This window comes from Blastococcus sp. HT6-30 (assembly GCF_039729015.1).
Classification (GTDB): domain Bacteria; phylum Actinomycetota; class Actinomycetes; order Mycobacteriales; family Geodermatophilaceae; genus Blastococcus.
In genome coordinates, this window is the sequence record NZ_CP155792.1 from 3,573,853 (window position 1) to 3,593,455 (window position 19,603).

General features: G+C 74.5%; 22 protein-coding genes. 13 read left to right on the forward strand and 9 right to left on the reverse strand.

What is annotated here, in order from left to right; all coding sequences use genetic code 11:
• The first annotated feature begins 73 nt into the window (after positions 1-73).
• Complete coding sequence (locus ABC795_RS17285) at positions 74-946, forward strand: hypothetical protein (RefSeq protein ID WP_347058529.1); 873 nt, start codon at positions 74-76, stop codon at positions 944-946.
• A complete protein-coding gene (locus tag ABC795_RS17290) occupies positions 943-1,326 on the forward strand; it encodes a GntR family transcriptional regulator (RefSeq protein WP_347058530.1) in 384 nt (127 codons plus the stop codon). Before ABC795_RS17285 ends, ABC795_RS17290 begins: the two co-directional genes overlap by 4 nt.
• Positions 1,327-1,418: 92 nt before the next feature.
• Here the strand turns inward: ABC795_RS17290 and ABC795_RS17295 are convergent, their stop codons facing one another.
• Entirely contained in the window at positions 1,419-2,255 is an 837-nt protein-coding gene (locus ABC795_RS17295) for an aldo/keto reductase (RefSeq protein ID WP_347058532.1), read from the reverse strand.
• A 61-nt stretch (positions 2,256-2,316) separates the two neighbouring features.
• Positions 2,317-3,564, reverse strand: a complete 1,248-nt coding sequence (locus ABC795_RS17300; protein ID WP_347058534.1) for an MFS transporter — start codon at positions 3,562-3,564, stop codon at positions 2,317-2,319.
• A 147-nt stretch (positions 3,565-3,711) separates the two neighbouring features.
• Between ABC795_RS17300 and moaA the strand changes: the two genes are divergently transcribed.
• The 5 genes from moaA to ABC795_RS17325 all read left to right on the forward strand — a co-directional run bounded on the left by moaA (position 3,712) and on the right by ABC795_RS17325 (position 6,723).
• Positions 3,712-4,767, forward strand: coding sequence for a GTP 3',8-cyclase MoaA (moaA, locus tag ABC795_RS17305; protein ID WP_347058536.1), 1,056 nt, complete (start codon positions 3,712-3,714; stop codon positions 4,765-4,767).
• Positions 4,768-4,769: 2 nt separating this feature from the next.
• Positions 4,770-5,018 (forward strand): MoaD/ThiS family protein, encoded by a 249-nt coding sequence (locus ABC795_RS17310; protein WP_347058537.1) that lies wholly within the window; start codon positions 4,770-4,772, stop codon positions 5,016-5,018.
• A 101-nt stretch (positions 5,019-5,119) separates the two neighbouring features.
• Positions 5,120-5,314 carry a hypothetical protein gene (locus tag ABC795_RS17315; RefSeq protein ID WP_347058539.1) on the forward strand — a complete coding sequence of 65 codons (195 nt, stop codon included), beginning with the start codon at positions 5,120-5,122 and terminating at the stop codon, positions 5,312-5,314.
• Between the two features lie 49 nt (positions 5,315-5,363).
• Entirely contained in the window at positions 5,364-5,873 is a 510-nt protein-coding gene (locus ABC795_RS17320) for a histidine kinase (RefSeq protein ID WP_347058541.1), read from the forward strand.
• 4 nt (positions 5,874-5,877) lie between these two features.
• The gene (locus ABC795_RS17325; protein WP_347058542.1) at positions 5,878-6,723 is read left to right on the forward strand and encodes an SMP-30/gluconolactonase/LRE family protein; all 846 of its coding nucleotides are present in this window, start codon (positions 5,878-5,880) and stop codon (positions 6,721-6,723) included.
• Between the two features lie 13 nt (positions 6,724-6,736).
• On the opposite strand, the gene ABC795_RS17330 is transcribed toward ABC795_RS17325, so the two are convergent.
• The 6 genes from ABC795_RS17330 to ABC795_RS17355 are packed head-to-tail and all read right to left on the reverse strand — an operon-like array spanning position 6,737 to position 10,833.
• Complete coding sequence (locus ABC795_RS17330; protein WP_347058544.1) at positions 6,737-7,147, reverse strand: molybdenum cofactor biosynthesis protein MoaE; 411 nt, start codon at positions 7,145-7,147, stop codon at positions 6,737-6,739.
• Positions 7,144-7,722: an NTP transferase domain-containing protein gene (locus tag ABC795_RS17335; protein ID WP_347058546.1), complete on the reverse strand. Its 579-nt coding sequence runs from the start codon at positions 7,720-7,722 to the stop codon at positions 7,144-7,146. Before ABC795_RS17335 ends, ABC795_RS17330 begins: the two co-directional genes overlap by 4 nt.
• Positions 7,723-7,779: 57 nt before the next feature.
• Positions 7,780-8,808: an ABC transporter ATP-binding protein gene (locus tag ABC795_RS17340; RefSeq protein ID WP_347058547.1), complete on the reverse strand. Its 1,029-nt coding sequence runs from the start codon at positions 8,806-8,808 to the stop codon at positions 7,780-7,782.
• 14 nt (positions 8,809-8,822) lie between these two features.
• Positions 8,823-9,626, reverse strand: coding sequence for an ABC transporter permease (locus ABC795_RS17345; RefSeq protein ID WP_347058549.1), 804 nt, complete (start codon positions 9,624-9,626; stop codon positions 8,823-8,825).
• Positions 9,623-10,444 carry a molybdate ABC transporter substrate-binding protein gene (gene modA / locus ABC795_RS17350; protein WP_347058550.1) on the reverse strand — a complete coding sequence of 274 codons (822 nt, stop codon included), beginning with the start codon at positions 10,442-10,444 and terminating at the stop codon, positions 9,623-9,625. Before modA ends, ABC795_RS17345 begins: the two co-directional genes overlap by 4 nt.
• The gene (locus ABC795_RS17355) at positions 10,441-10,833 is read right to left on the reverse strand and encodes a TOBE domain-containing protein (RefSeq protein WP_347058552.1); all 393 of its coding nucleotides are present in this window, start codon (positions 10,831-10,833) and stop codon (positions 10,441-10,443) included. Before ABC795_RS17355 ends, modA begins: the two co-directional genes overlap by 4 nt.
• Positions 10,834-11,075: 242 nt before the next feature.
• Between ABC795_RS17355 and ABC795_RS17360 the strand changes: the two genes are divergently transcribed.
• Both ABC795_RS17360 and ABC795_RS17365 read left to right on the forward strand, forming a co-directional pair.
• Positions 11,076-11,333, forward strand: coding sequence for a hypothetical protein (locus tag ABC795_RS17360; RefSeq protein WP_347058554.1), 258 nt, complete (start codon positions 11,076-11,078; stop codon positions 11,331-11,333).
• A 4-nt stretch (positions 11,334-11,337) separates the two neighbouring features.
• Positions 11,338-12,762, forward strand: coding sequence for a phospholipid carrier-dependent glycosyltransferase (locus tag ABC795_RS17365; RefSeq protein WP_347058556.1), 1,425 nt, complete (start codon positions 11,338-11,340; stop codon positions 12,760-12,762).
• Here ABC795_RS17365 and ABC795_RS17370 read toward each other — a convergent pair.
• Entirely contained in the window at positions 12,700-13,944 is a 1,245-nt protein-coding gene (locus tag ABC795_RS17370) for a glycosyltransferase 87 family protein (RefSeq protein ID WP_347058558.1), read from the reverse strand. The two genes, ABC795_RS17365 and ABC795_RS17370, sit on opposite strands and share 63 nt — an antisense overlap.
• A gap of 143 nt (positions 13,945-14,087) precedes the next feature.
• On the opposite strand from ABC795_RS17370, the gene ABC795_RS17375 reads away from it, so the two are divergent.
• The 4 genes from ABC795_RS17375 to ABC795_RS17390 all read left to right on the forward strand — a co-directional run bounded on the left by ABC795_RS17375 (position 14,088) and on the right by ABC795_RS17390 (position 19,571).
• Positions 14,088-15,803 carry a RecQ family ATP-dependent DNA helicase gene (locus tag ABC795_RS17375; protein ID WP_347058559.1) on the forward strand — a complete coding sequence of 572 codons (1,716 nt, stop codon included), beginning with the start codon at positions 14,088-14,090 and terminating at the stop codon, positions 15,801-15,803.
• Positions 15,804-15,911: 108 nt separating this feature from the next.
• Complete coding sequence (locus tag ABC795_RS17380) at positions 15,912-17,567, forward strand: carbamoyltransferase C-terminal domain-containing protein (RefSeq protein ID WP_347058561.1); 1,656 nt, start codon at positions 15,912-15,914, stop codon at positions 17,565-17,567.
• 174 nt (positions 17,568-17,741) lie between these two features.
• Positions 17,742-18,188 carry a DUF4383 domain-containing protein gene (locus ABC795_RS17385; protein ID WP_347058563.1) on the forward strand — a complete coding sequence of 149 codons (447 nt, stop codon included), beginning with the start codon at positions 17,742-17,744 and terminating at the stop codon, positions 18,186-18,188.
• A gap of 171 nt (positions 18,189-18,359) precedes the next feature.
• A complete protein-coding gene (locus tag ABC795_RS17390; RefSeq protein ID WP_347058564.1) occupies positions 18,360-19,571 on the forward strand; it encodes an acyl-CoA dehydrogenase family protein in 1,212 nt (403 codons plus the stop codon).
• The last annotated feature ends 32 nt before the right edge of the window (positions 19,572-19,603 follow it).

Here is a 19,603-nt window from a genome sequence, read left to right on the forward strand (position 1 = left end):
CGGCCCCTTGACACTGGCCGACCACTCAACCAATGTCTCAATTCCTTGAGCCATTGATTGTGTGGAGGTCGACATGGCCGGCGTGCCGCTCCTGCTGCTCCTCGTCCTCGCCGCGGTTGGCGGTGCAGGGGCGGCGCGCCGGTCGCCACCCAGCCGGGAGCACGCCGTCGCCGCCGCCCGCCGGCACGCCACCCGGACCGCCGCCGCCGCGTACGTCCTCGGTGCAGCCGCAGCCCTGGTCGTCCTCGAGGCCGAGGTCGGCAACACCGCGCCGGGCGGGCTGGGCGTGACCATCCTGCTCACGCTCCTGACGTTCGGGGTCGTGCACGTCGTCGTCCTGGCACTCGGCGAGCTGACCTGGCCGCGGCCGGCCGGGGACGTGCGGCGGGCCCGGCTGGTGCGGCGGGGGCCGCTCCACGCCGCGCCGCGGTGGCTGGTGCGCACCGGCGCGTTCGCCGCCGGCCTCGCCGTGCTCACCATCGTGGGCGGAGCGCTCCTCGCCGCACCCGACGGGCGCAGCGTCAGCTACGCGGCCGACGCCTTCTCCTCCGCCTCCGCGAGCCCCTTCCCCGGGCTCTTCTACGGGCGGCCGGCCGCCGCCGGGCTGCTGGTGCTCGCGGTCGCCGCCGCGCTGGCCCTCCGGGTGGTCGCCCTGCGCCCGGCGGTGGCGACCGAGGACGAGCGGATCGAGGACGCCCTGCGCCGCGCCTCCGCGCACCGCGTGCTGCGCATCGCCGCCGGCGTCACCCTGCTCGTCGCCGGAGGACTCCTGTTCGTGGGCGGGACCGCGCTGCACGGCCTGCACACGGGCTCGGCCGGCCCATGGCACGACGGCGCCCCCGCGACGGCGACCCTGGCCGGCCTGGCGGGCATGCTCGGCGGCGCGGTCGTCGCGTGCTGGCGCGCACCCGGGGTCCCGGCCGACCGCGTGCCGGCCGCGGCATGACCCCGGAACCACCGGCGCTCACCGTCGACGTCGGCAGCCCGACGCCGCCGTACGAGCAGATCCGCGGCCAGATCGCCGCGGCCGTGCACGGTGGCCTACTCCCCTCCGGCAGCCGGTTGCCGACGATGCGGGCGCTGGCCGCCGACCTGGGGGTGGCCGTCGGAACCGTGGCCAGGGCCTACGCGGAGCTGGAGGCGGCCGGGCTGGTGGCCAGCCGCCGGCGCACCGGCACCGTCGTCACCGGCGGCGTCCGGGTCCAGCAGGACCGGGTGCGCGCCGCCGCGGAGGCGCTGGCCCGGGCGGCGCGGGAGGACGGCGTGGACGACGCCACCGTGGTGGCCGTCGTCCGCGCCGCCCTCCTGCGCACCGCGACCAGCTGAGCCCCCTGATGATCAGGTGACCTGGTCATCAGGGGTCCTGGCTCACGGTCGACGCCGAGCCAGGACCCCATGAGGTGAGCCAGGACGTCGAGTCAGCTCGGGATCCAGTTGAACTCGTCCGGGTCCGGCCCGGTGCGCTCGCCACGGTCCAGCGCGGTGATCGCGTTCATCTGCTGGGTGTCCAGCTCGAAGTCGAAGATCGCGAAGTTCTCCTCGACGCGGCTGCGGGTGACCGACTTGGGGAAGACCACGTCACCGCGCTGCACGTGCCACCGCAGCGTCACCTGCGCCGGGGTCCGCCCGAGCTGCTCGGCGATCCGCCCGATGACCGGCTCGTCGGTGACCGCGCCCTTCGCGATCGGCGCCCACGCCTCGGTGATGATCTCGTGCTCGGCGTCGAAGGCCCGGACCTCGTCCTGGGCCAGGAAGGGGTGGACCTCGATCTGGTTGACCGCCGGCCTGATCTCCGAGGCAGCGAACAGGTTCCGCAGGTGGTGCGGGTTGAAGTTCGAGACGCCGATCGCCTTCGCGCGGCCGCTGGCGTAGATCTCCTCGAGCGCCTTCCACCGGGCCACGTAGTCGCTGGCGGCGGGCAGCGGCCAGTGGATGAGGAAGAGATCCAGGTAGTCGAAACCCAGGTCCGACAGGCTCTGGTCGAACGAACGCAGGATGTCGTCGCGCTCCAGCCGGTTGTTGTTCAGCTTGCTGGTCACGAAGACCTCGGCCCGGTCGATCCCGGACTCGCGCACGGCCTGGCCGACCCCGGCCTCGTTGCCGTACATCTGCGCGGTGTCGACGTGCCGGTACCCGATCTCCAGCGCGGTGCGGGTCGCCTCGGCGGTCCGGTCCGGCGGGATCTGGTAGACGCCGAAGCCCAACTGCGGGATCTCGACGCCGTTGTTCAGGGCGATGGTGGGCACGGGAGCCACGGGCGTTCCTTCCGGTCGGGGAGGTCGCGCGATCCGTTGGGCGCGATCGGCCTGGTCCCGGCTACCCGCCGATCGGCCGCTCAACCCGGAGGTGGTCCACCCCACCGACCGCGGGTCCGGGCCGGACCGCCCGGGCGCCGACCACCGCGAGCAGCGCGGCCGCGGCGGCCGCGCCGGCGGGCACCGCGAACGCGGCCTCGGCGCCCCAGGCGTCCACCGCGGCACCGGCCAGCGCCGACCCGACGGTCACCCCGAGGGTGAGCCCGGAGATGGTCCAGGCCAGTGACTCGGTGAGGACGCCCGGGACGACCCGGGACTCCACCAGGGACGTCCCCGAGACCAGGACCGGCGCGATGGTCAGGCCGGCGAGGAACCCGCAGCCCACCAGCACGGGCAGGGAGCCGACGCCCCACAGCAGCTGGGCGGCCAGCCCGAAGGCGACCGCCGTCCCGACGAACCGGGCGGCCAGCGTGCCGGGCAGGGGGGCCAGGCCGTAGACCAGCCCGGCCAGCAGGCTGCCCACGGCGAAGACGGCCAGGACCGCCCCGGACAGCGCGGGCGCCCCCTCGGACTCGGCGAAGGCGACGACCACGACGTCGAGGCCGCCGAAGACCGTGCCCACCGCCAGGTACGTGACGACGACGACCAGCAGCGTCGGCGTCAGCACGGCCCACCAGCGGACCCGCGAGCCGCCGACAGGGTGCGCCGGAGGGGCGGTGTCCCGCAGGAACGCCAGCCAGAGCCCGCCGATCCCGCCCAGGACCACGCCGGTGAGGAAGCCGACGGACGGGGCGATCAGCGTGGCGAGCAGCGTCACCAGCGGCGGGCCGACGACGAAGACGAGCTCGTCGGCGACCGCCTCGAAGGCGTACGCCGTCTGCCGGCCGGCGGAGTCGAGCACCGCCGACCACCGCGCCCGCACCAGCGAGCCGATGTTCGGGCTGCTGGCCCCGGCCGCCGCGGCCAGCACGAACCAGCTCCAGCGCGGCCCGCCGGCGACCACGGTGGCGACGAAGCCGGCGCCGGTCAGCAGGAAGGCGGCCATGGCCCACGGCAGCACCGCGCTCTGCCCGCGCCGGTCCATCGCGCGGGCCCACTGCGGCCCGGCGACGCCGTAGCTGAGCGCCAGGCTGCCGGAGACCGCCCCGGCCACCCCGTAGCTGCCGGTCTCCTGCTCCACCAGGAGGACCGCGCCGAGGCCGAGCATGGGCGCCGGGAGGCGCCCCACCCAGCCGGCGAGGGAGAACGGCAGCGCTCCCGGTACGGCGAACAGACGGCGGTAGGGACTGAAGAGGGTGCGGGCCGACACGGTTCTCTCGCGCTTCCTGGCCACAGGCGAGTGCGGGACGTCCTCCGCCGGTCTCTCGGGTGGCGGTCCGACGGTAGCAACGCCGGCCGGTGCGGTCGCCGTGTCATCCGGCCCGCATCCGTCGGCGGTCGCGGCTACATTCGGCCCATGACCAGCGCCTCACTCCCCGACCCCACGGTGCGGCCCGCCGTGGACCCGGGGCCCGCGGGCTCCGGCGGCCTGGTCGACCGGTACGGCCGCACCGCCACCGATCTCCGGGTCTCGCTCACCGACCGCTGCAACCTCCGGTGCACGTACTGCATGCCCCCCGAAGGGCTGGACTGGCTGCCCAAGGTCGAGGTGCTCACCGACGAGGAGATCATCCGGCTGGTGCGCATCGGCGTCGAGCAGCTGGGCATCCGGGAGGTCCGCTTCACCGGCGGCGAGCCGCTGCTGCGACCCGGCCTCGTGGGCATCGTCGACGCGGTGACGGCCCTGCGCCCCCGTCCGGAGGTCAGTCTCACCACCAACGCCATCGGCCTGGCCCGGGTGGCGCCGGCGCTGGCCGCGTCGGGGCTGGACCGGATCAACGTCAGCCTGGACACCGTCGACCGCGACCGCTTCAAGCAGCTCACCCACCGGGACCGGCTCGACGACGTCCTCGCCGGCCTGGCCGCCGCGCAGGCGGCGGGCCTCACCCCGGTGAAGGTCAACGCCGTGCTCATGCGCGGGCTGAACGAGGCCGATGCCCTCCCGCTGCTCGACTACTGCCTCGAGCGCGGCTACCAGCTCCGGTTCATCGAGCAGATGCCGCTGGACGCCCACCACGCCTGGACCCGCGGCGAGATGGTCACCGCCGAGGACATCCTCGCGCAGCTCTCGGCCGCCCACACGCTCACGCCGGACACCGAGGAGCGCGGGTCCGCGCCGGCCGAGCGGTGGCTGGTCGACGGCGGCCCGGCGACGGTCGGCGTGATCGCCTCGGTGACCCGCTCGTTCTGCGGCTCCTGCGACCGCACCCGGCTCACCGCCGACGGGCAGATCCGCAACTGCCTGTTCGCCCGGGAGGAGTCCGACCTGCGGACGGCGCTGCGCTCCGGCGCCACCGACGCCGAGCTCGCCGACCGCTGGCGCATCGCGACGCTCGGCAAGCTGCCCGGCCACGGCATCGACGACCCGTCGTTCCTCCAGCCGGTCCGTCCGATGTCCGCGATCGGCGGCTGACCGTGAGCGGATCGGTGACGGTGCGCTACTTCGCCGGGGCCCGGGCGGCCGCCGGCGTGGCGACCGAGGCGCGCGAGGCGGGCACGCTCGACGAGCTCGTCGGCCAGATCGTCTCCGACCACGGCGAGCGGCTGGAGCGGGTGCTCACCGCCTGCTCGTTCCTGGTCGACGGCGCCCAGGCCCGCGACCGGGCGGCCGCCCTGTCGCCAGGCTCGGTGGTGGACGTGCTCCCGCCCTTCGCCGGAGGCTGACAGGTCCGGGAGCATCGCGGCGAGGAACGAGCGAGGAGCGGACCGGGCCGTGGAAGCCGACCAGTGCACCGGAGGCTGACAGGTCCGGGAGGATGGGAGCCATGGGCATCTTTGACAAGGCGAAGGCCAAGGCCGAGGAGCTGTACGGCCGGGCCGAGGAGCTGTACGGCGAGTCGCACGGCGACGCCGCCGCGAAGATCGACGGCGAGGCGCACCGGCTCGAGGCCGAGGCCGAGGAGGCCGAGCTCGAGCGCGACGGAAAGCGGGACGACGACGGGCTCGCCGGCGCCCGCTGAGCACCGCCACGACGGTTGACCGCCGCCCTGCCAGGGAATAACGGACGGCATGGTTCCGGCGGGGATCGTGGACGTCGCGCCGTGGCCGGACTGGTGTTCGGCCGCGGAGGGCGCGCTCGCGTTCCTGGCCGACCACGTGGGCTGGGACGTCTGGCTGGTCACTCAGGTGGTCGACGACCGCCAGGTCGTGCTCCTGGCCCATCCCGACCGGGCTGTGCGCCCCGGCATGGTGCTGCCGTGGGAGCAGAGCTTCTGCCGCCAGATGATCGAGAGCGGCGCCCCCCGGCTGGCCACGGTGACGGCCGCCGTTCCGCAGTACGCCTCGCGCACGACAGGGCCCCTGCGGGACATCGCCGCCTACGTCGGCATACCCCTGGTCACCCGGGACCTGCAGCTGTTCGGCACGCTGTGCGGCGTCGCCTACCGGGCCAAGCCGCGCAGCGCCGCCCGCGAGCTCGCCGTCGTGGAGACCACCGCCCGCATGCTGAGCACGCTGATGGCCGCGGGGTGGGATCCGCCCGGGCTGCCGGGCGAACCCGGCGAGGAGATGGTGTGCTGACCGGGTGCGCGCGCACCAGCTGACCGACCCCGTCTGCCACCACGGCGAGGGACCGGTGTGGTCGTCGTCCTGGGGCGGTCTGCGGTGGGTCGACATGCTCGCCGGCGACGTCCTGGGCCTGCTGCCCGACGGCGGTGTCAGCCGCCTGCACGTAGGTGAGGTCGCCGCCTGCGTCCGGCCGCGGGCGGGAGGCGGCGCCGTTCTCGGCATCGAGCGCGGCTTCGCGCTCGAAGGGCCGGACGGGTCCGTCACCGCCCTGCCGCCGGTGTGGAGCGACTCCTCGGTGCGGATGAACGAGGGCGGCTGTGACCCCGACGGGCGCTTCTGGTGCGGCTCCATGGCCTACGACCAGGCACCCGGCGCGGCCTCGATGTACCGGCTGGATCCGGACGGCACCGTCCGCGAGGCCTTCGGGGGCCTCACCGTCTCCAACGGCCTGGAGTGGAGCCCGGACGGCTCGCTGGCGTACTACGCCGACACGGCGACCCACCGGATCGACGTCTTCGACTACGACCGGGACACCGGGCTCACCGGACGCCGTCCGTTCGTGCGCTTCCCGGACGACGGCAACCCGGACGGGCTCACCGTCGACAGCGCGGGCGGTGTCTGGGTCGCCCTCTACGGCAGCGGCGCCGTGCACCGCTACGACGCCGACGGCCGGCTGGACGGTGTCGTGGAGCTGCCCGCCTCGCAGGTCACCGCCTGCACGCTGGGCGGCCCCGACCTGGACCGGCTGTTCGTGACGACCTCGCGGGAGAACCTGGCCCCGGACGCCGAGCCGCCGGCCGGAGCCGTGTTCGTCGCGGACGTGGGCGTGCGCGGGCTCCCCGTCCGCCGCTTCGCCGGCTGACCGCCGCGGGCCCTCACGGGCAGGCGACCCACTCCTCCTCGCCGTCGGTGAAGACCTGCCGCTTCCAGATCGGCAGCCGCTTCTTCACCTCGTCGACGAGCTCGGCGCAGACGGCGAACGCCTCGCCGCGGTGGGAGGTGCTGACGGCGCAGGCCAGCGCGACGTCGCCGATGCCGAGCAGCCCGATGCGGTGGCTCACGGCGACGGCGTGCACCCCGGGCCGCGCGGCGAACTCCTCCACCAGCTCGGCGATCACGTCCGGCGCGCTCGGGTGGCCGACGTACTCCAGCTCGGTCACCGACCGGCCGCCGTCGTGGTCGCGGACCACGCCGGCGAAGGAGACGACCGCACCGGCGGCCTTGTCGGCCACGGCGTCCTCGTGCTCGGCGACGGACAGCGGCGCATCGACGACCCTGGCGATCACGGGGCCGAAGGTACCCCTGGCGGGGGGACGTCGAGGTCGCCCGGATCGGCCAGACCGGTGCAGTCGACCTCGGTGACGTCCCGGCCGGCCAGGTACCGGCGCGCGCCCTCGTCGCCGGTCGCCGTCTCCGCGACGCCGGCCCAGTGCTCCCGGCCGAGCAGCACCGGGTGGGCGCGGACGCCGTCGTAGGTGGCGACGGCGAGCGCGTCCGGCGCCGCGTGGGCGGCGACGGCGGCGAGCGCCTCCGCGGTCATCCCGGGCATGTCGACCAGGGTGACCAGCGCCGCGTCGATCCGCCCCGGCCAGCCGCGGAGGCCGTCCAGGCCGGTGCGCAGGGACGAGGCCATCCCGGTCTCCCAGTCCCTGTTGGCGAGCACGACGGCGTTGCCCAGCTCGGCGCTGCGCCAGACGTCGACCGCACGGGCGCCGAGCACCACCAGCACCGGGTCGCACACGGCCGCCGCCGTCGCCACGGCCCGCTCGACCAGCAGGCTGCCCTCGTACTCGACCAGCGCTTTCGGCATCCCGTAGCGGCGGCCGCCCCCGGCGGCGAGGACGACGGCGGCAGCGCTCATGCCCCCACCCTCTCAGGGCCCCGTGGATCCACCCCACCTGATCATCATCGCCGGACCTCAGCGGGCGTAGACGGCGACCTCGGAGGCCTTCACGCTGGCCCACACCTCGGCGCCGGGGGTCAGCCCCATCTCCGCGAAGGCGGGAACGGTCACGTCGGCGACGAGCGGGACCTCCCCGGCCAGCTCGCACCGCACCGTGGCGCCGTGCGGGGTGGCGCCGACCAGCCGGGCGGGCCAGACGTTGCGCGGGCTGCCGTCGGGGCGGGACGCGTAGAGGGCCACCGACTCGGGCCGGACCGCCGCGAACACCGGGCCCGCGGCCTCCTCGGCCACCGCCACCGTTCCCCCGCCGTCGAGCCGCACCAGCCGCCCCTCGGCGGCACCGGGCAGCAGCGACAGGCCCACCAGCCGGGCCACGTAGTCGGTGCGCGGGCGGCGGCTGACGTCGGCCGGCGTCCCGGCCTGCACCACCCGCCCCTCCTCGACGACGACGACGCGGTCGGCCAGTGCCATCGCGTCCACCGGGTCGTGCGTCACCAGGACGGTGCTGCCGCCGAACCCCGCCAGGTGCCGGCGCAGCTCGGCGCGCACCACCAGCCGAGTGCGCGCGTCCAGCGCCGAGAGCGGCTCATCGAGCAGCAGCAGCGCGGGATCGCCGACCAGCGCACGGGCCAGCGCCGCGCGCTGCGCCTGCCCGCCGGAGAGCTCGGCGGGCCGCCGGCTGCCCAGCCCCTCGAGCCCGACGCGGGCCAGCCACTCCTCCGCCGCCGCCCGGGCGGCGGCCCGGCCCGTGCCCCGGGTGCGCAGACCGAAGGCGACGTTGTCGGCGACGCTCAGGTGCGGGAAGAGCAGCGCGTCCTGGAAGACCATGCCCAGGCGCCGCCGGTGGGCGGGGACGAACGCGTCGTCGCCGTCCCACACCTCGCCGTCGACGACGACCCGGCCGGAGTCGGGGCGCAGCAGGCCGGCCAGGACCCGCACGAGCGTGGATTTCCCGGCCCCGTTCGGGCCGAGGACGGCGAGCACCTCCCCGCCGGCGACCTCGACCTCCACGCCGAGGGCGAGCGCGCCCCGCCGCGTGTTCACCCTCGCGGCCAGGCTCATGCCGGCGCCCGGCCGAGCCAGCGGTCCCGGAGCAGCAGGAGGGTGGCCAACGAGACGGCCAGCAGCACCACCGAGAGCACGATCGCCGCCTCCGGGTCCCGCTGCAGCGCCAGGTAGACCGCCAGCGGCATCGTCTGCGTGGTGCCTGGGAAGTTGCCGGCGAAGGTGATCGTCGCGCCGAACTCGCCCAGCGCGCGGGCCCAGCAGAGCACGGCTCCAGCGGCGACCCCGGGCGCGACCAGCGGCAGCGTCACGCGGCGGAACGTGGTCCAGCGGCCGGCACCCAGCGTGGCCGCGACGTCCTCGAAGCGGCTGTCGGCGGCGCGCAGCGCGCCCTCGACGCTGATGACGAGGAACGGCATGGCCACGAAGGTCTCGGCGATCACGACGGCGGCCGTGGTGAACGGGAGGGTGATGCCGAAGGCGTCGTCGAGCCAGGAGCCGAGGATCCCCTGCCGCCCGAACACCAGGAACAGCGCCACGCCACCGACCACCGGCGGCAGCACCAGCGGCACCGTGACCAGCGCCCGGAGCACCGAGCGGCCCCGGGCCCGCGAACGCGCGAGCACCCAGGCGAGCGGAACGCCGAGCAGCAGCGACAGCCCGGTGGCGAGCGTGGCGGACACCAGCGACAGCCGCAACGCCTCCCCGACACCGGGCGCGGCGAGCTGCGCGCCGAGTTCCGACCACGGCGTGCGCACCAGCAGACCCACCAGCGGCAGGACCAGGAAGGCGACGGCGAGCGCGGCCGGGACCAGCAGCGGCGCCGGCACCCGGGCGGTCTCGCGGGCTCCGCTCACGACGGCGACAGGAACCCGGCGTCGGCCAGGATCCGCTGCCCCTCCGCCGACAGGACCAGATCGACGAACGCCTGGGCCGCCGCCGGGGCCCCCGACTCCTGCAGGACGCCGATCGGGTAGCGGTTGACCGCCTGCGCGCCCTCCGAGAAGGCGAACGACCGGACGTCGTCCCCTACCGCGTGCACGTCGGAGAGGTAGACCAGCCCGGCGTCGACCTCGCCCAGGACCACCTTGGTGAGCACCGCGCGGACGTCGTCCTCGTAGGTGTCTGGGGCGGCCGGCGCGCCCGAGGCGGCCAGCACCTCCGCGGCGGCCGCGCCGCAGGGGACCTCCGGCGCGCAGACGGCGAGCGTCACGTCCTCGGGGAGGAGCTCGGCCAGGCCCCGGACGTCGACGTCGCCCGGCAGCCCGATGCCGGCCGGGTTCCCCGCCGGCGCCACCAGCACCAACGGGTTCGCCGCGAATACCTCCGGGTCGGTGACCAGCCCGGCGTCGGCCACCCGCGCCATCTGCGCCTCGTCCGCGGTGGCGAGCACGTCGGCCGGGGCGCCCTGGAGCACCTGGGCCGCCAGCGCGGAGCTCCCGGCGAAGCTGAACCGCACCTCCAGCTGAGGGTTGGCGACCTCGAGCCGCTCCTCGAGCTCGGCGAACACGTCGGTCAGGGAGGCCGCGGCGAGCACGGTCAGCGTGCCCGCGATCGCCGGATCGCCCGGCTCCACGGGCCCGCTCTCGGCCACGCCGGGCGACGCACCACCGCCGGAGCTCCCGCACCCGCTCAGGAGGAGCAGGCCGAGGACGAGCGGGCCGGCACGCCTCACGGCACGTCCACGCTGACCTGGGTCGCCTTGACGGTGGCGACCGCCCGCACCCCCGGCTCCAGGCCCAGTTCGTCGGCCGCCTCCCGGGACATGAGCGAGACCAACCGGTACGGTCCCGCCTGGAGCTCGACCTGCGCCATCACGGTGTCGCGCACCACGCGGGTGACGATGCCGGTGAGCCGGTTCCGGGCCGACGACGGCGTCGTCCCCGGCTCCGGCGCCTCGTGCAGGCCGGTGGCGACCCGCGCCAGCTCGGCGCCGTCGACGACGGCCGGCCCACCGCCCTGGCGGGAGGCGGTCAACCGCTGCGAGTCGATCCAGCGGCGGACGGTGTCGTCGCTGACGCCGAGCAGCGCGGCTGCCTCGGAGATCCGGTAGCTGGCGGGCACGCCCCCAGCCTAGATCCGCACAAGCGGATGACAAGCGCACAAGTCTGTCCGCGGATGCGGGACCGCTGTGGAGAACGGCGCCACCTACCCGTGAGCGGCGACCGCGACGCGCGATGTCGCCAGATCCTTGTGCACGTTCTTTCGTAATCGAGTCGTAACCAACGGATGCCGAATACGACGCGCCTCAGCGGACATGGAACAGGTCCGTCCGGACATCCACGCATCTCGAACAGGAGTACGACATGAACAAGCTGACCCGCGGCATCGCCGCCGCCTCCTTCTCCGGCTTCCTCGCCCTCGGCCTGGCCGCGTGCGGCGAGGAGCAGGGCACGGCGGAGGTCACCGAGACCGAGGAGGTCACGGAGACCGAGCAGTCGGAGACCGAGGTCACCGAGACCCTCGAGCCGACCGAGACCGAGACCGAGACCGAGGAACAGGTCGTGGAGACCGAGACCGAGGTCAACACCGAGACCGAGACCGAGTTCGAGACGAGCAACTGACTCGGTGAGCACCGCCGCCACGTCGGCGGAGCAGCGGACCGCGGGCGGCGCCACCAGGCGCCGCCCGCGGTCGGCGTTCGTGGTGCCGCTGGTCCTGCTCTGCGTCGCCGCGGCCGTGCGGCTGTGGGACCTGGGTGACCCCGACCGGCTGTTCTTCGACGAGAAGTACTACGGCCCGGACGCGCTGGACTACGTCGTGCGTGGCGTCGAGGAGGAGCGCCCGGCCCACCCGCCGTTCGGCAAGTGGGTCATCGCCCTCGGCATCCAGCTCTTCGGCTACACCCCGTTCGGCTGGCGGATCGGCGTCGCCGTGGCCGGGTCGCTGACCGTGCTCCTGGTCCACCTCTGCGGCCTGCGGCTGTTCCGGCGCACCGCCCCGGCCGCCCTCGCCGCCCTGCTGGTGGCCCTGGACGGGCTGGCGGTGACGACCAGCCGCATGGCGATGCTCGACGCCACGCTGGGCCTGTGCGTGGTGCTCGCGTTCTGGCTCGTCCTGCTCGACCGGGACGCCCGGCGACCCGGCCGGGGGCCCGGCGAGCCCCTCCGCCGATCGTTCCTGGGCTCCCGCTACCGGTGGCTGGCCGGCCTCGCACTCGGCCTGGCGGTCGCGACCAAGTGGTCGGGCGTGCTCGCCATCGCCGCCGCCGCGCTGCTCGTGATCGGTACCGAGCTGGCCGGGCGGGGTGAGGGCCGGGCCCGCGGCGCCCGGCGCGCGGCCGTCGTCGCCGCGGGCGGCGTGCTCAGCATGCTGGTGCTGCCGGCGGCGGTCTACGTCACCGCACACGCCGGGTGGTTCGCCCACTACGAGGCCAGCTACGCCGGGGCGCGCGCCTGCGAGGCCGGCGACTGCGCGACCGGCGCCGGGGACCGGCTGGAGACCTGGTGGGGCACCCAGACCGCCCTCGTAGATTACCACCGCGACCTGGAGGCGACCCACCCCTACCGCTCGGACCCGCTGGGCTGGGCCTGGCTGGAGCGGCCGGTCCTCGTCTACGCGGAGAGCTGCACGACGGAGCAGCAGGAGGCCGGTGAGTGCGAGGTGCCCCCGGGCACGGTCGCGCGGATCACCCTGGTGGGCAACCCCGCGCTGTGGTGGCCGGCGCTGCTGGCCTATCCGGTGCTGCTCTGGCGCACCGTCGTCCGCCGGGACGGCGTCGCCGCCACGGTCCTGGTCCCGCTGGTCCTGCTGTGGCTGCCCTGGCTCGCCGCCGGCAAGCCCGGCTACTTCTTCTACCTGGTCCCCGCCGTGCCGTTCATCGCCCTCGGCCTGGTGCGCGCCGTCCAGGTGGGCCCCCGCCCGCGCCTCGTCGGGGGTGCGCTGGCCGTGCTCGCGGTGGCCTGCTTCGTCTTCTTCGCCCCGATCTGGCTAGGGATCCCGCTGGACCGGGACGCTCTCGACCTCCGCTACTGGCTGCCGTCCTGGCGGTGACCCCGCCGGACGGCGCACCACCTCGACGACCACCCACAGCAGCGCGGCGGCGCGGAGGGCGACGGCGGCCCCGAGCACCGGGTAGGGCAGTCCCTCCCCGAAGCCGGAACGGGCCGCGAGGTGCGGGAACTCCACCGCGTGCACCAGGACGTCGCTGAGCACCACCGCGACGAACGGTGCGGCCCGGCGCAGGACCAGGGCCATGAGCGGCACCAGCCACAGCGTGTACTGCGGGGAGTAGACCTTGTTGGCCAGCACGAAGCAGATGAGCACGGGCAGCACGAGCTGCCACCACTGCTCTGGCTGCCGCCGACGGGCGCCCAGGACGACGACCGCCGCGGCGGCCGCCGCGAACACCGCCAGGCTCGACAGGCCCAGCACGGCCGGCCCGGGTTCCGGGCCGCCCAGCCGCGCGAGCAGGAACCAGAGGCTGTCGACGTGCATGCCGCGGTCGCCGCTGAGCTCGTAGAAGCGGTCCCAGCCGTCCGGGGCGAGCAGGTAGGCCGGCACGTGCACCGCTCCGAACACCAGCGCCGCCGCCGCGCCGTGCAGGAGGGCGGCTCGGGGACGGCGACCGGCCAGCAGAGCCAGCACGACCAGCGGCACCAGGAAACCGGGGAACACCTTCGCCGCCGCACCGAGCCCGGCCAGAACGCCCGAGGCGGTGTGCCGGCCGCGCAGGTGCAGGAGGACGGCCCCGAGCAGCGCGACGATCGGCAGCGTGTCCCAGTTGTAGAAGGCGTACAGGAACAAGGCCGGCGCCGCGGCCCACCACAGCAGCCGGCCCGGCCCCAGGCCCAGGCGCCGCAGCAGGACCAGGGCCACCAGCACCTCGACGACGACGAACAGGCCGTTGGTGGCCGAGAAGACCGTGACCGTCGCCTCGCCCGGCAGCGCATGGGCGAGGACGGCGGCCAGCCAGATGCGCACCGCGAGCACCGGCGGGTACTCCAGCGGCTCGGCTCCGTAGGGCCCCGCCCCCTCGTCCAGCCCCCGGCGGAACCACAGCGGGGTGACGTCGGAGTAGCAGTAGCCGTAGTACTGCTCGCCGTCGACCCAGCCACCGCCCAGGCACCGCACGCGGGCCCACCAGCCGCCGGCCAGCACGACCAGGGCGACCGCTGCCACGGCGACCAGCCGGGCCCGCCGCCCGCCGCCGCCCGGCACCCCGCCGCCGGACATCCGATCCCCTCCCGTCGGCCGCCCCACGTCGAGCCGGGCGCGATGCAGGCATCCTCCCAGCCGGCGTGCAGCTCGGGGCGGCGGTGCGGCGCCGTGAGCAGCCGCACCGTTTGCTGCTCCCGGACGGGGGGCAGCCACGGTCGGTGCCACCGAGCCCCAGCAGCACCCACGAGACCAACCCCGCAGGCGGCTCCGCCGCCGTCCGCACCCGCCGCATCCGCGAGTTCACCCGCGACGTCCTCGGCTACGAGGAGCTCCGCCCCGGCCAGGAGCGCGCGATGCAGGCCGTCGTCGGCGGGCGCGACACCCTCGCCGTCCTCCCCTCGGGAGCCGGGAAGACGGCGGTCTACCAGGTCGCGGGGCAGTTGCTCGACGGCCCGGTCGTCGTCGTCTCACCGCTCATCGCGCTGCAGCGCGACCAGGTCGAGCGGCTCACCGAGCTCTCCGGCGAGGCGGGGCGCGCGGCGCAGCTGAACTCCAGCCTGTCGGCCGGCGACCAGCGCGAGGCCCTGGAGGGCATCGGGAACGGAACGGTCCGCTTCCTCTTCCTCGCGCCCGAGCAGCTGACCAAGCCGGAGGTGGTCGACACGATCGCCGCGGCCGAGCCGGCGCTGCTCGTCGTCGACGAGGCGCACTGCGTCTCCGCCTGGGGCCACGACTTCCGCCCCGACTACCTGCGGCTGGGCGGCGTCATCGAGCAGCTGGGCCACCCTCCCGTCCTCGCGCTCACCGCCACCGCCGCGCCGCCGGTCCGCGCCGAGATCGTCGAGCAGCTGGGCATGCGGGAGCCGGAGATCGTCGTCGCCGGTTTCGACCGCCCGGAGATCCGGCTGGAGGTCGACCACTACGCCGACCCGCACACCAAGGAGCAGGGCCTGCTCGACCGGGTGGTCGCCGAGATCGGCGACGGCCGGGGGCCGGGCATCGTCTACAGCGCGACCCGCCGGGGCACCGAGGAGGTCGCCGCCGCGCTGGCCGCCCGCGGGCTGCGTGCTCGGGCCTACCACGCGGGCCTCAAGAAGTCCGACCGTGAGGACACCCAGCGCGCCTGGATGGCGGACGAGCTCGACGTCGTCGTCGCCACCACCGCCTTCGGCATGGGCATCGACAAGCCCGACACCCGATTCGTCATCCACGCCGAGCCGGCCGACTCCGTCGACAGCTACTACCAGGAGATCGGCCGCGCCGGCCGGGACGGAGAGCCCGCGCTCGCCGTCCTGGTCTACCGGCAGGAGGATCTCGGCCTGCGCCGGTTCTTCGCCGCCGGCGCACCCGCCGAGGAGGAGCTGCAGCAGGTGGCCGGCCTGGTCGCCGCCGCGCCGGCCGCGGGCCTCGACGACGGTGTGGACGTGAAGACCCTGCGCGAGGAGACCGGCCGCGCCGCCACACCGCTGGCCCGCGACCTGAACCTGCTCGAGCAGGTGTCCGCCGTCGTCGTGGACGAGGACGGCGCCGCGCACCCCGCCGAGGGCGCCCCGGCACCCGGCGACGCGGCCGCCGCCGCGCGGGAGCTCGCCGAGCACCACGAGAAGGTCGACCAGAGCCGGGTCGAGATGATGCGCGGCTACGCCGAGACCACCGAGTGCCGCCGGCAGTTCCTGCTGGGGTACTTCGGCGAGCAGCTGGACCAGCCGTGCGGCAACTGCGACAACTGCGCCGCCGGCACCGCCCACTCGCATCGCGAGGACGACGCCGACACCCCCTTCCCGGCCGAGACACCGGTGCAGCACAGCGAGTGGGGTGCCGGGATCGTCATGCGCGTGGAGGACGACCGGATCACCGTCCTGTTCGACGACGTCGGCTACAAGACCCTCGCGCTGGCCGCGGTCCTGGACAACGACCTGCTCCGCCGCCGTTGACGGCGGCCTCGACCTGCGGGACCGCGGCACCCGGTTCATGATCATCCAGGAGACGACGGGTCAGCGCCTGCACCGGACGGGCAGGGACCCAGGAGAAGGAGCAGCAGCGTGAAGGTCCTGGGCATCAACGCGATCTACCACGACCCGGCGGCGGCGCTGGTCGTCGACGGGAAGGTCGTCGCCGCGGCGGAGGAGGAGCGCTTCAGCCGGCGCAAGCACGGCAAGCGGCCGCTGCCCTGGAGCGCCTGGGAGCTGCCGGAGCTGTCCGCGGCCTGGTGCCTCAAGGAGGCCGGCATCCGGCCCGAGGAGCTCGACGCCGTCGCCTACTCCTTCGACCCGGGACTGATGACGACGCCCGAGGAGACCGGGCTGTTCGACGACGGCGACGTCATGCGCAAGAAGTACGCCGAGATGGCGCCGGACTTCCTGGCCCACGCGCTGCCCGGGCTCGACCCGGCGAAGGTCCGGTTCGTCAAGCACCACGTCGCGCACGCGGCCTCGGCCGGGCTGGCGGCCCCGCAGCGGCAGAACGCGGTCCTCGTCCTGGACGGCCGCGGCGAGGCGCACAGCCACCTCGCCGGGCGCTACGTCGACGGCGAGCTGCAGATCCTGGCCGGTCAGGCGCTCCCCCACTCCCTCGGCCTGATGTACGAGGACCTGACCGACCACCTCGGCTTCCTGCGCAGCTCCGACGAGTTCAAGGTCATGGCGATGGCCAGCTACGGCAAGCCGCGCTTCGTCGGCGACCTCGCCGAGCTCATCCGCGCCACCGACGACGGCGGCTTCCGCACCGAGAAGATCGACTTCACCGAGTTCGCCCCCCGCCTGGGCAAGGGCGACCAGTGGACCTCCGACCACGCCGACCTCGCCGCCAGCGTGCAGCAGCGGCTGGAGGAGGTGCTGATCGACCTGGCCCGCTGGGTGCACGAGCAGACCGGCGAGAAGACCCTCACCCTGGCCGGCGGCACCGCGCTCAACTGTGTCGCCAACACCCGCATCCTGGCCGAGAGCCCGTTCGAGCAGGTCTGGGTGCAGCCGGCCGCCGGTGACGCCGGGACGGCGCTGGGTGCCGCCCTGCACGTGGCCCGCGAGCTCGGCGAGGACACCCAGCCGATGCCCGGCGCCGCGCTCGGCCGCGGGTGGAGCGACGACGAGATCGAGCAGGTGCTGCAGACCGCGGCGATCGACTACGAGCGCCCCGACGACGTCGCCGAGGCGGTGGCCGAGGTGCTGGCCGACAACGGCATCGTCGCGTGGTTCCAGGGCCGCAGCGAGTACGGCCCCCGCGCGCTGGGCCACCGCTCCCTGATGGCCCACCCCGGCTTCGAGGCCAACCTCGAGCGGATGAACGACGTCAAGGGCCGGGAGCAGTTCCGCCCGGTGGCGCCGATGGTGCTGCTGGAGAAGGCGCCGGAGATCTTCAGCCGTGGCCCGATCCCCTCGCCGTACATGCTGTTCGTGCACGACGTCGCGGAGGAGTGGCGCGACCGCATCCCGACCGTCACCCACGTCGACGGGACGGCGCGGATCCAGACCGTCGACCCGGAGACCCAGCCGCTGGTGCACCGGATGATCTCGGCGTTCGAGCGGCGCACCGGGCTGCCGGTCGTGGTGAACACCAGCCTGAACACCGCCGGGCGTCCGATGGTCGACGACCCGCGCGACGCCCTCGAGTGCTTCGGCTCGGCGCCGGTCGACCTGCTGGCGATCGGCCCGTTCGTCGTCCGCCGGCCGAAGCCGACCCCCCGGCCGGGCCTGGACTGAACGGTCGGCCCGCCGGGTCCGGACGCCGGGGCGGGGGTCGGCGTCGCCTCGGTGACGGTTCGGCAACGACCGTCGCTCGGTGGGGGGACGGCCGTTAGACCTGCTCGGACACGGGTAGCCCTCGGTCAGCCGCCGTCAGGACTTGGCGGGTCGACCACCGTGGGAGGACACATCATGTCTGCAACATCCGGCAACACCGGCGCAGATCGCCGCGGCATGACCTGGCCGCAGATGCTGTCGCTGGCCATCGGCGCCATCTACCTGCTGGTGGGCATCGTCGGATTCTTCATCACCGGGTTCGACAACTTCTTCGCCCACGACACCGACGAGACCATCGTCGGCTTCGAGATCAACCCGTTCCACAACGTCGTCCACATCGTCATCGGCGCGGCCGGCCTCGCGCTGTCCCGGACGCTGTCCGGCGCCCGCACCTACGGGTGGCTGCTGGCGATCGGCTACGGCGCCGCGTTCGTGTACGGCCTGTTCGCCGTCGACGCCGAGTGGGACTTCCTGAGCGTGAACTGGGCCGACAACTGGCTGCACCTGGTGAGCGCCCTCGCCGGCCTGGCCATCGCGCTGGGCCCGGTCCGGGACGCCGTCACCGGCCGCACGCGCGCCTGAGCGAGGCTCCCGTCCCTTCGGGACGGGGCCGGCCCGGAGGAGCCGGGCCCACCGTCCACGCGGACGGCGGGGCCCGGCTCCTCCGGTTCCCGGGCCCGGTTCCGCGCCGGCCGGGGAGATCGCGGGACCCCCGATGCGACGGCGATCACGCCCGGCGCTACGTTGCCGGTCATGGACTTCGCTCTCTCGCCCAAGGCCGAAGACGTCTGCGCCCGCGCGTGGGACTTCATGCGCGAGCACGTGTTCCCGGCTGAGCCCGTCTACGAGCAGTGGCGTGCCGAGCGCGGCCACGACAACCACGACCACCCGCCCGTGCTGGAGGACCTCAAGGCCGAGGCTCGCAAGCGCGGCCTCTGGAACCTCTTCCACCACGAGGTCGGGGGGCTCTCCAACCTCGAGTACGCCTCGGTCGCCGAGATCACCGGCTGGTCGCCGACGATCGCCCCCGAGTCGATGAACGTCGGCGCGCCGGACACCGGCAACATGGAGACGCTCATGCTCTTCGGGACGCCGGAGCACAAGGAGCGCTGGCTGAACCCGCTCCTCGAGGGCGAGATCCGCTCAGGCTTCGCGATGACCGAGCCCGACGTCGCCAGCTCCGACGCCCGCAACATCCAGACCTCGATCGTCCGCGACGGCGACGAGTACGTGATCAACGGCCGCAAGTGGTGGACCTCCGGGGCCGCCGACCCGCGCTGCCAGATCTTCATCGTCATGGGCAAGACCGACCCCGACGGCCCGCCGCACCGCCAGCAGTCGATGGTGCTCGTCCCCCGCGACACCCCGGGGCTGGAGATCATCCGGCACCTGCCCGTGTTCGGGTACCAGGACCAGCACGGCCACTCCGAGCTGCGCTTCACCGACGTGCGCGTGCCGGTCAGCAACATCCTCTCCGGCGAGGGCGACGGCTTCATGATCGCCCAGGCACGGCTCGGCCCCGGCCGGATCCACCACTGCATGCGTGCCATCGGCATGGCCGAGCGCGCGCTGGCGCTGATGGTCGAGCGCAGCAAGAACCGCGTCGCCTTCGGCCGCCCGCTGGCCGAGCAGGGCACCGTGCGGGAGGCCATCGCGCTCTCCCGGATCGAGATCGACCAGGCCCGCCTCTACGTGCTGAAGACCGCCGACCTGATCGACAAGTACGGGGCGAAGGGTGCCCGCACCGAGATCTCGGCCATCAAGGTCGCCGCCCCGAAGGTCGCGCTGGACGTCATCGACCGCGCGATCCAGGTGCACGGCGGCGCCGGCGTCAGCAACGACACGGTGCTGGCCCGCTTCTACGCCAGCGCTCGCACGCTGCGCATCGTCGACGGCCCGGACGCGGTGCACATCCGCGGCGTCGCCAAGGAGGAGCTGGCGCGGGAGCGCCCCTTCGCCGGCTGACCGAGGCCTGCACGACCGGTGGCCCGGAACCG

What these genes read in the sequence shown, in the direction of transcription:
- ABC795_RS17335 (WP_347058546.1), bottom strand. Translation starts at nt 7,722, where the DNA reads ATGAGCGCTGCCGCCGTCGTCCTCGCCGCCGGGGGCGGCCGCCGCTAC.
- ABC795_RS17370 (WP_347058558.1), bottom strand. Translation starts at nt 13,944, where the DNA reads ATGTCCGGCGGCGGGGTGCCGGGCGGCGGCGGGCGGCGGGCCCGGCTG.
- ABC795_RS17290 (WP_347058530.1), top strand. Translation starts at nt 943, where the DNA reads ATGACCCCGGAACCACCGGCGCTCACCGTCGACGTCGGCAGCCCGACG.
- ABC795_RS17320 (WP_347058541.1), top strand. Translation starts at nt 5,364, where the DNA reads ATGGTTCCGGCGGGGATCGTGGACGTCGCGCCGTGGCCGGACTGGTGT.
- ABC795_RS17315 (WP_347058539.1), top strand. Translation starts at nt 5,120, where the DNA reads ATGGGCATCTTTGACAAGGCGAAGGCCAAGGCCGAGGAGCTGTACGGC.
- ABC795_RS17390 (WP_347058564.1), top strand. Translation starts at nt 18,360, where the DNA reads ATGGACTTCGCTCTCTCGCCCAAGGCCGAAGACGTCTGCGCCCGCGCG.
- moaA (WP_347058536.1), top strand. Translation starts at nt 3,712, where the DNA reads ATGACCAGCGCCTCACTCCCCGACCCCACGGTGCGGCCCGCCGTGGAC.
- ABC795_RS17385 (WP_347058563.1), top strand. Translation starts at nt 17,742, where the DNA reads ATGTCTGCAACATCCGGCAACACCGGCGCAGATCGCCGCGGCATGACC.
- ABC795_RS17360 (WP_347058554.1), top strand. Translation starts at nt 11,076, where the DNA reads ATGAACAAGCTGACCCGCGGCATCGCCGCCGCCTCCTTCTCCGGCTTC.
- ABC795_RS17285 (WP_347058529.1), top strand. Translation starts at nt 74, where the DNA reads ATGGCCGGCGTGCCGCTCCTGCTGCTCCTCGTCCTCGCCGCGGTTGGC.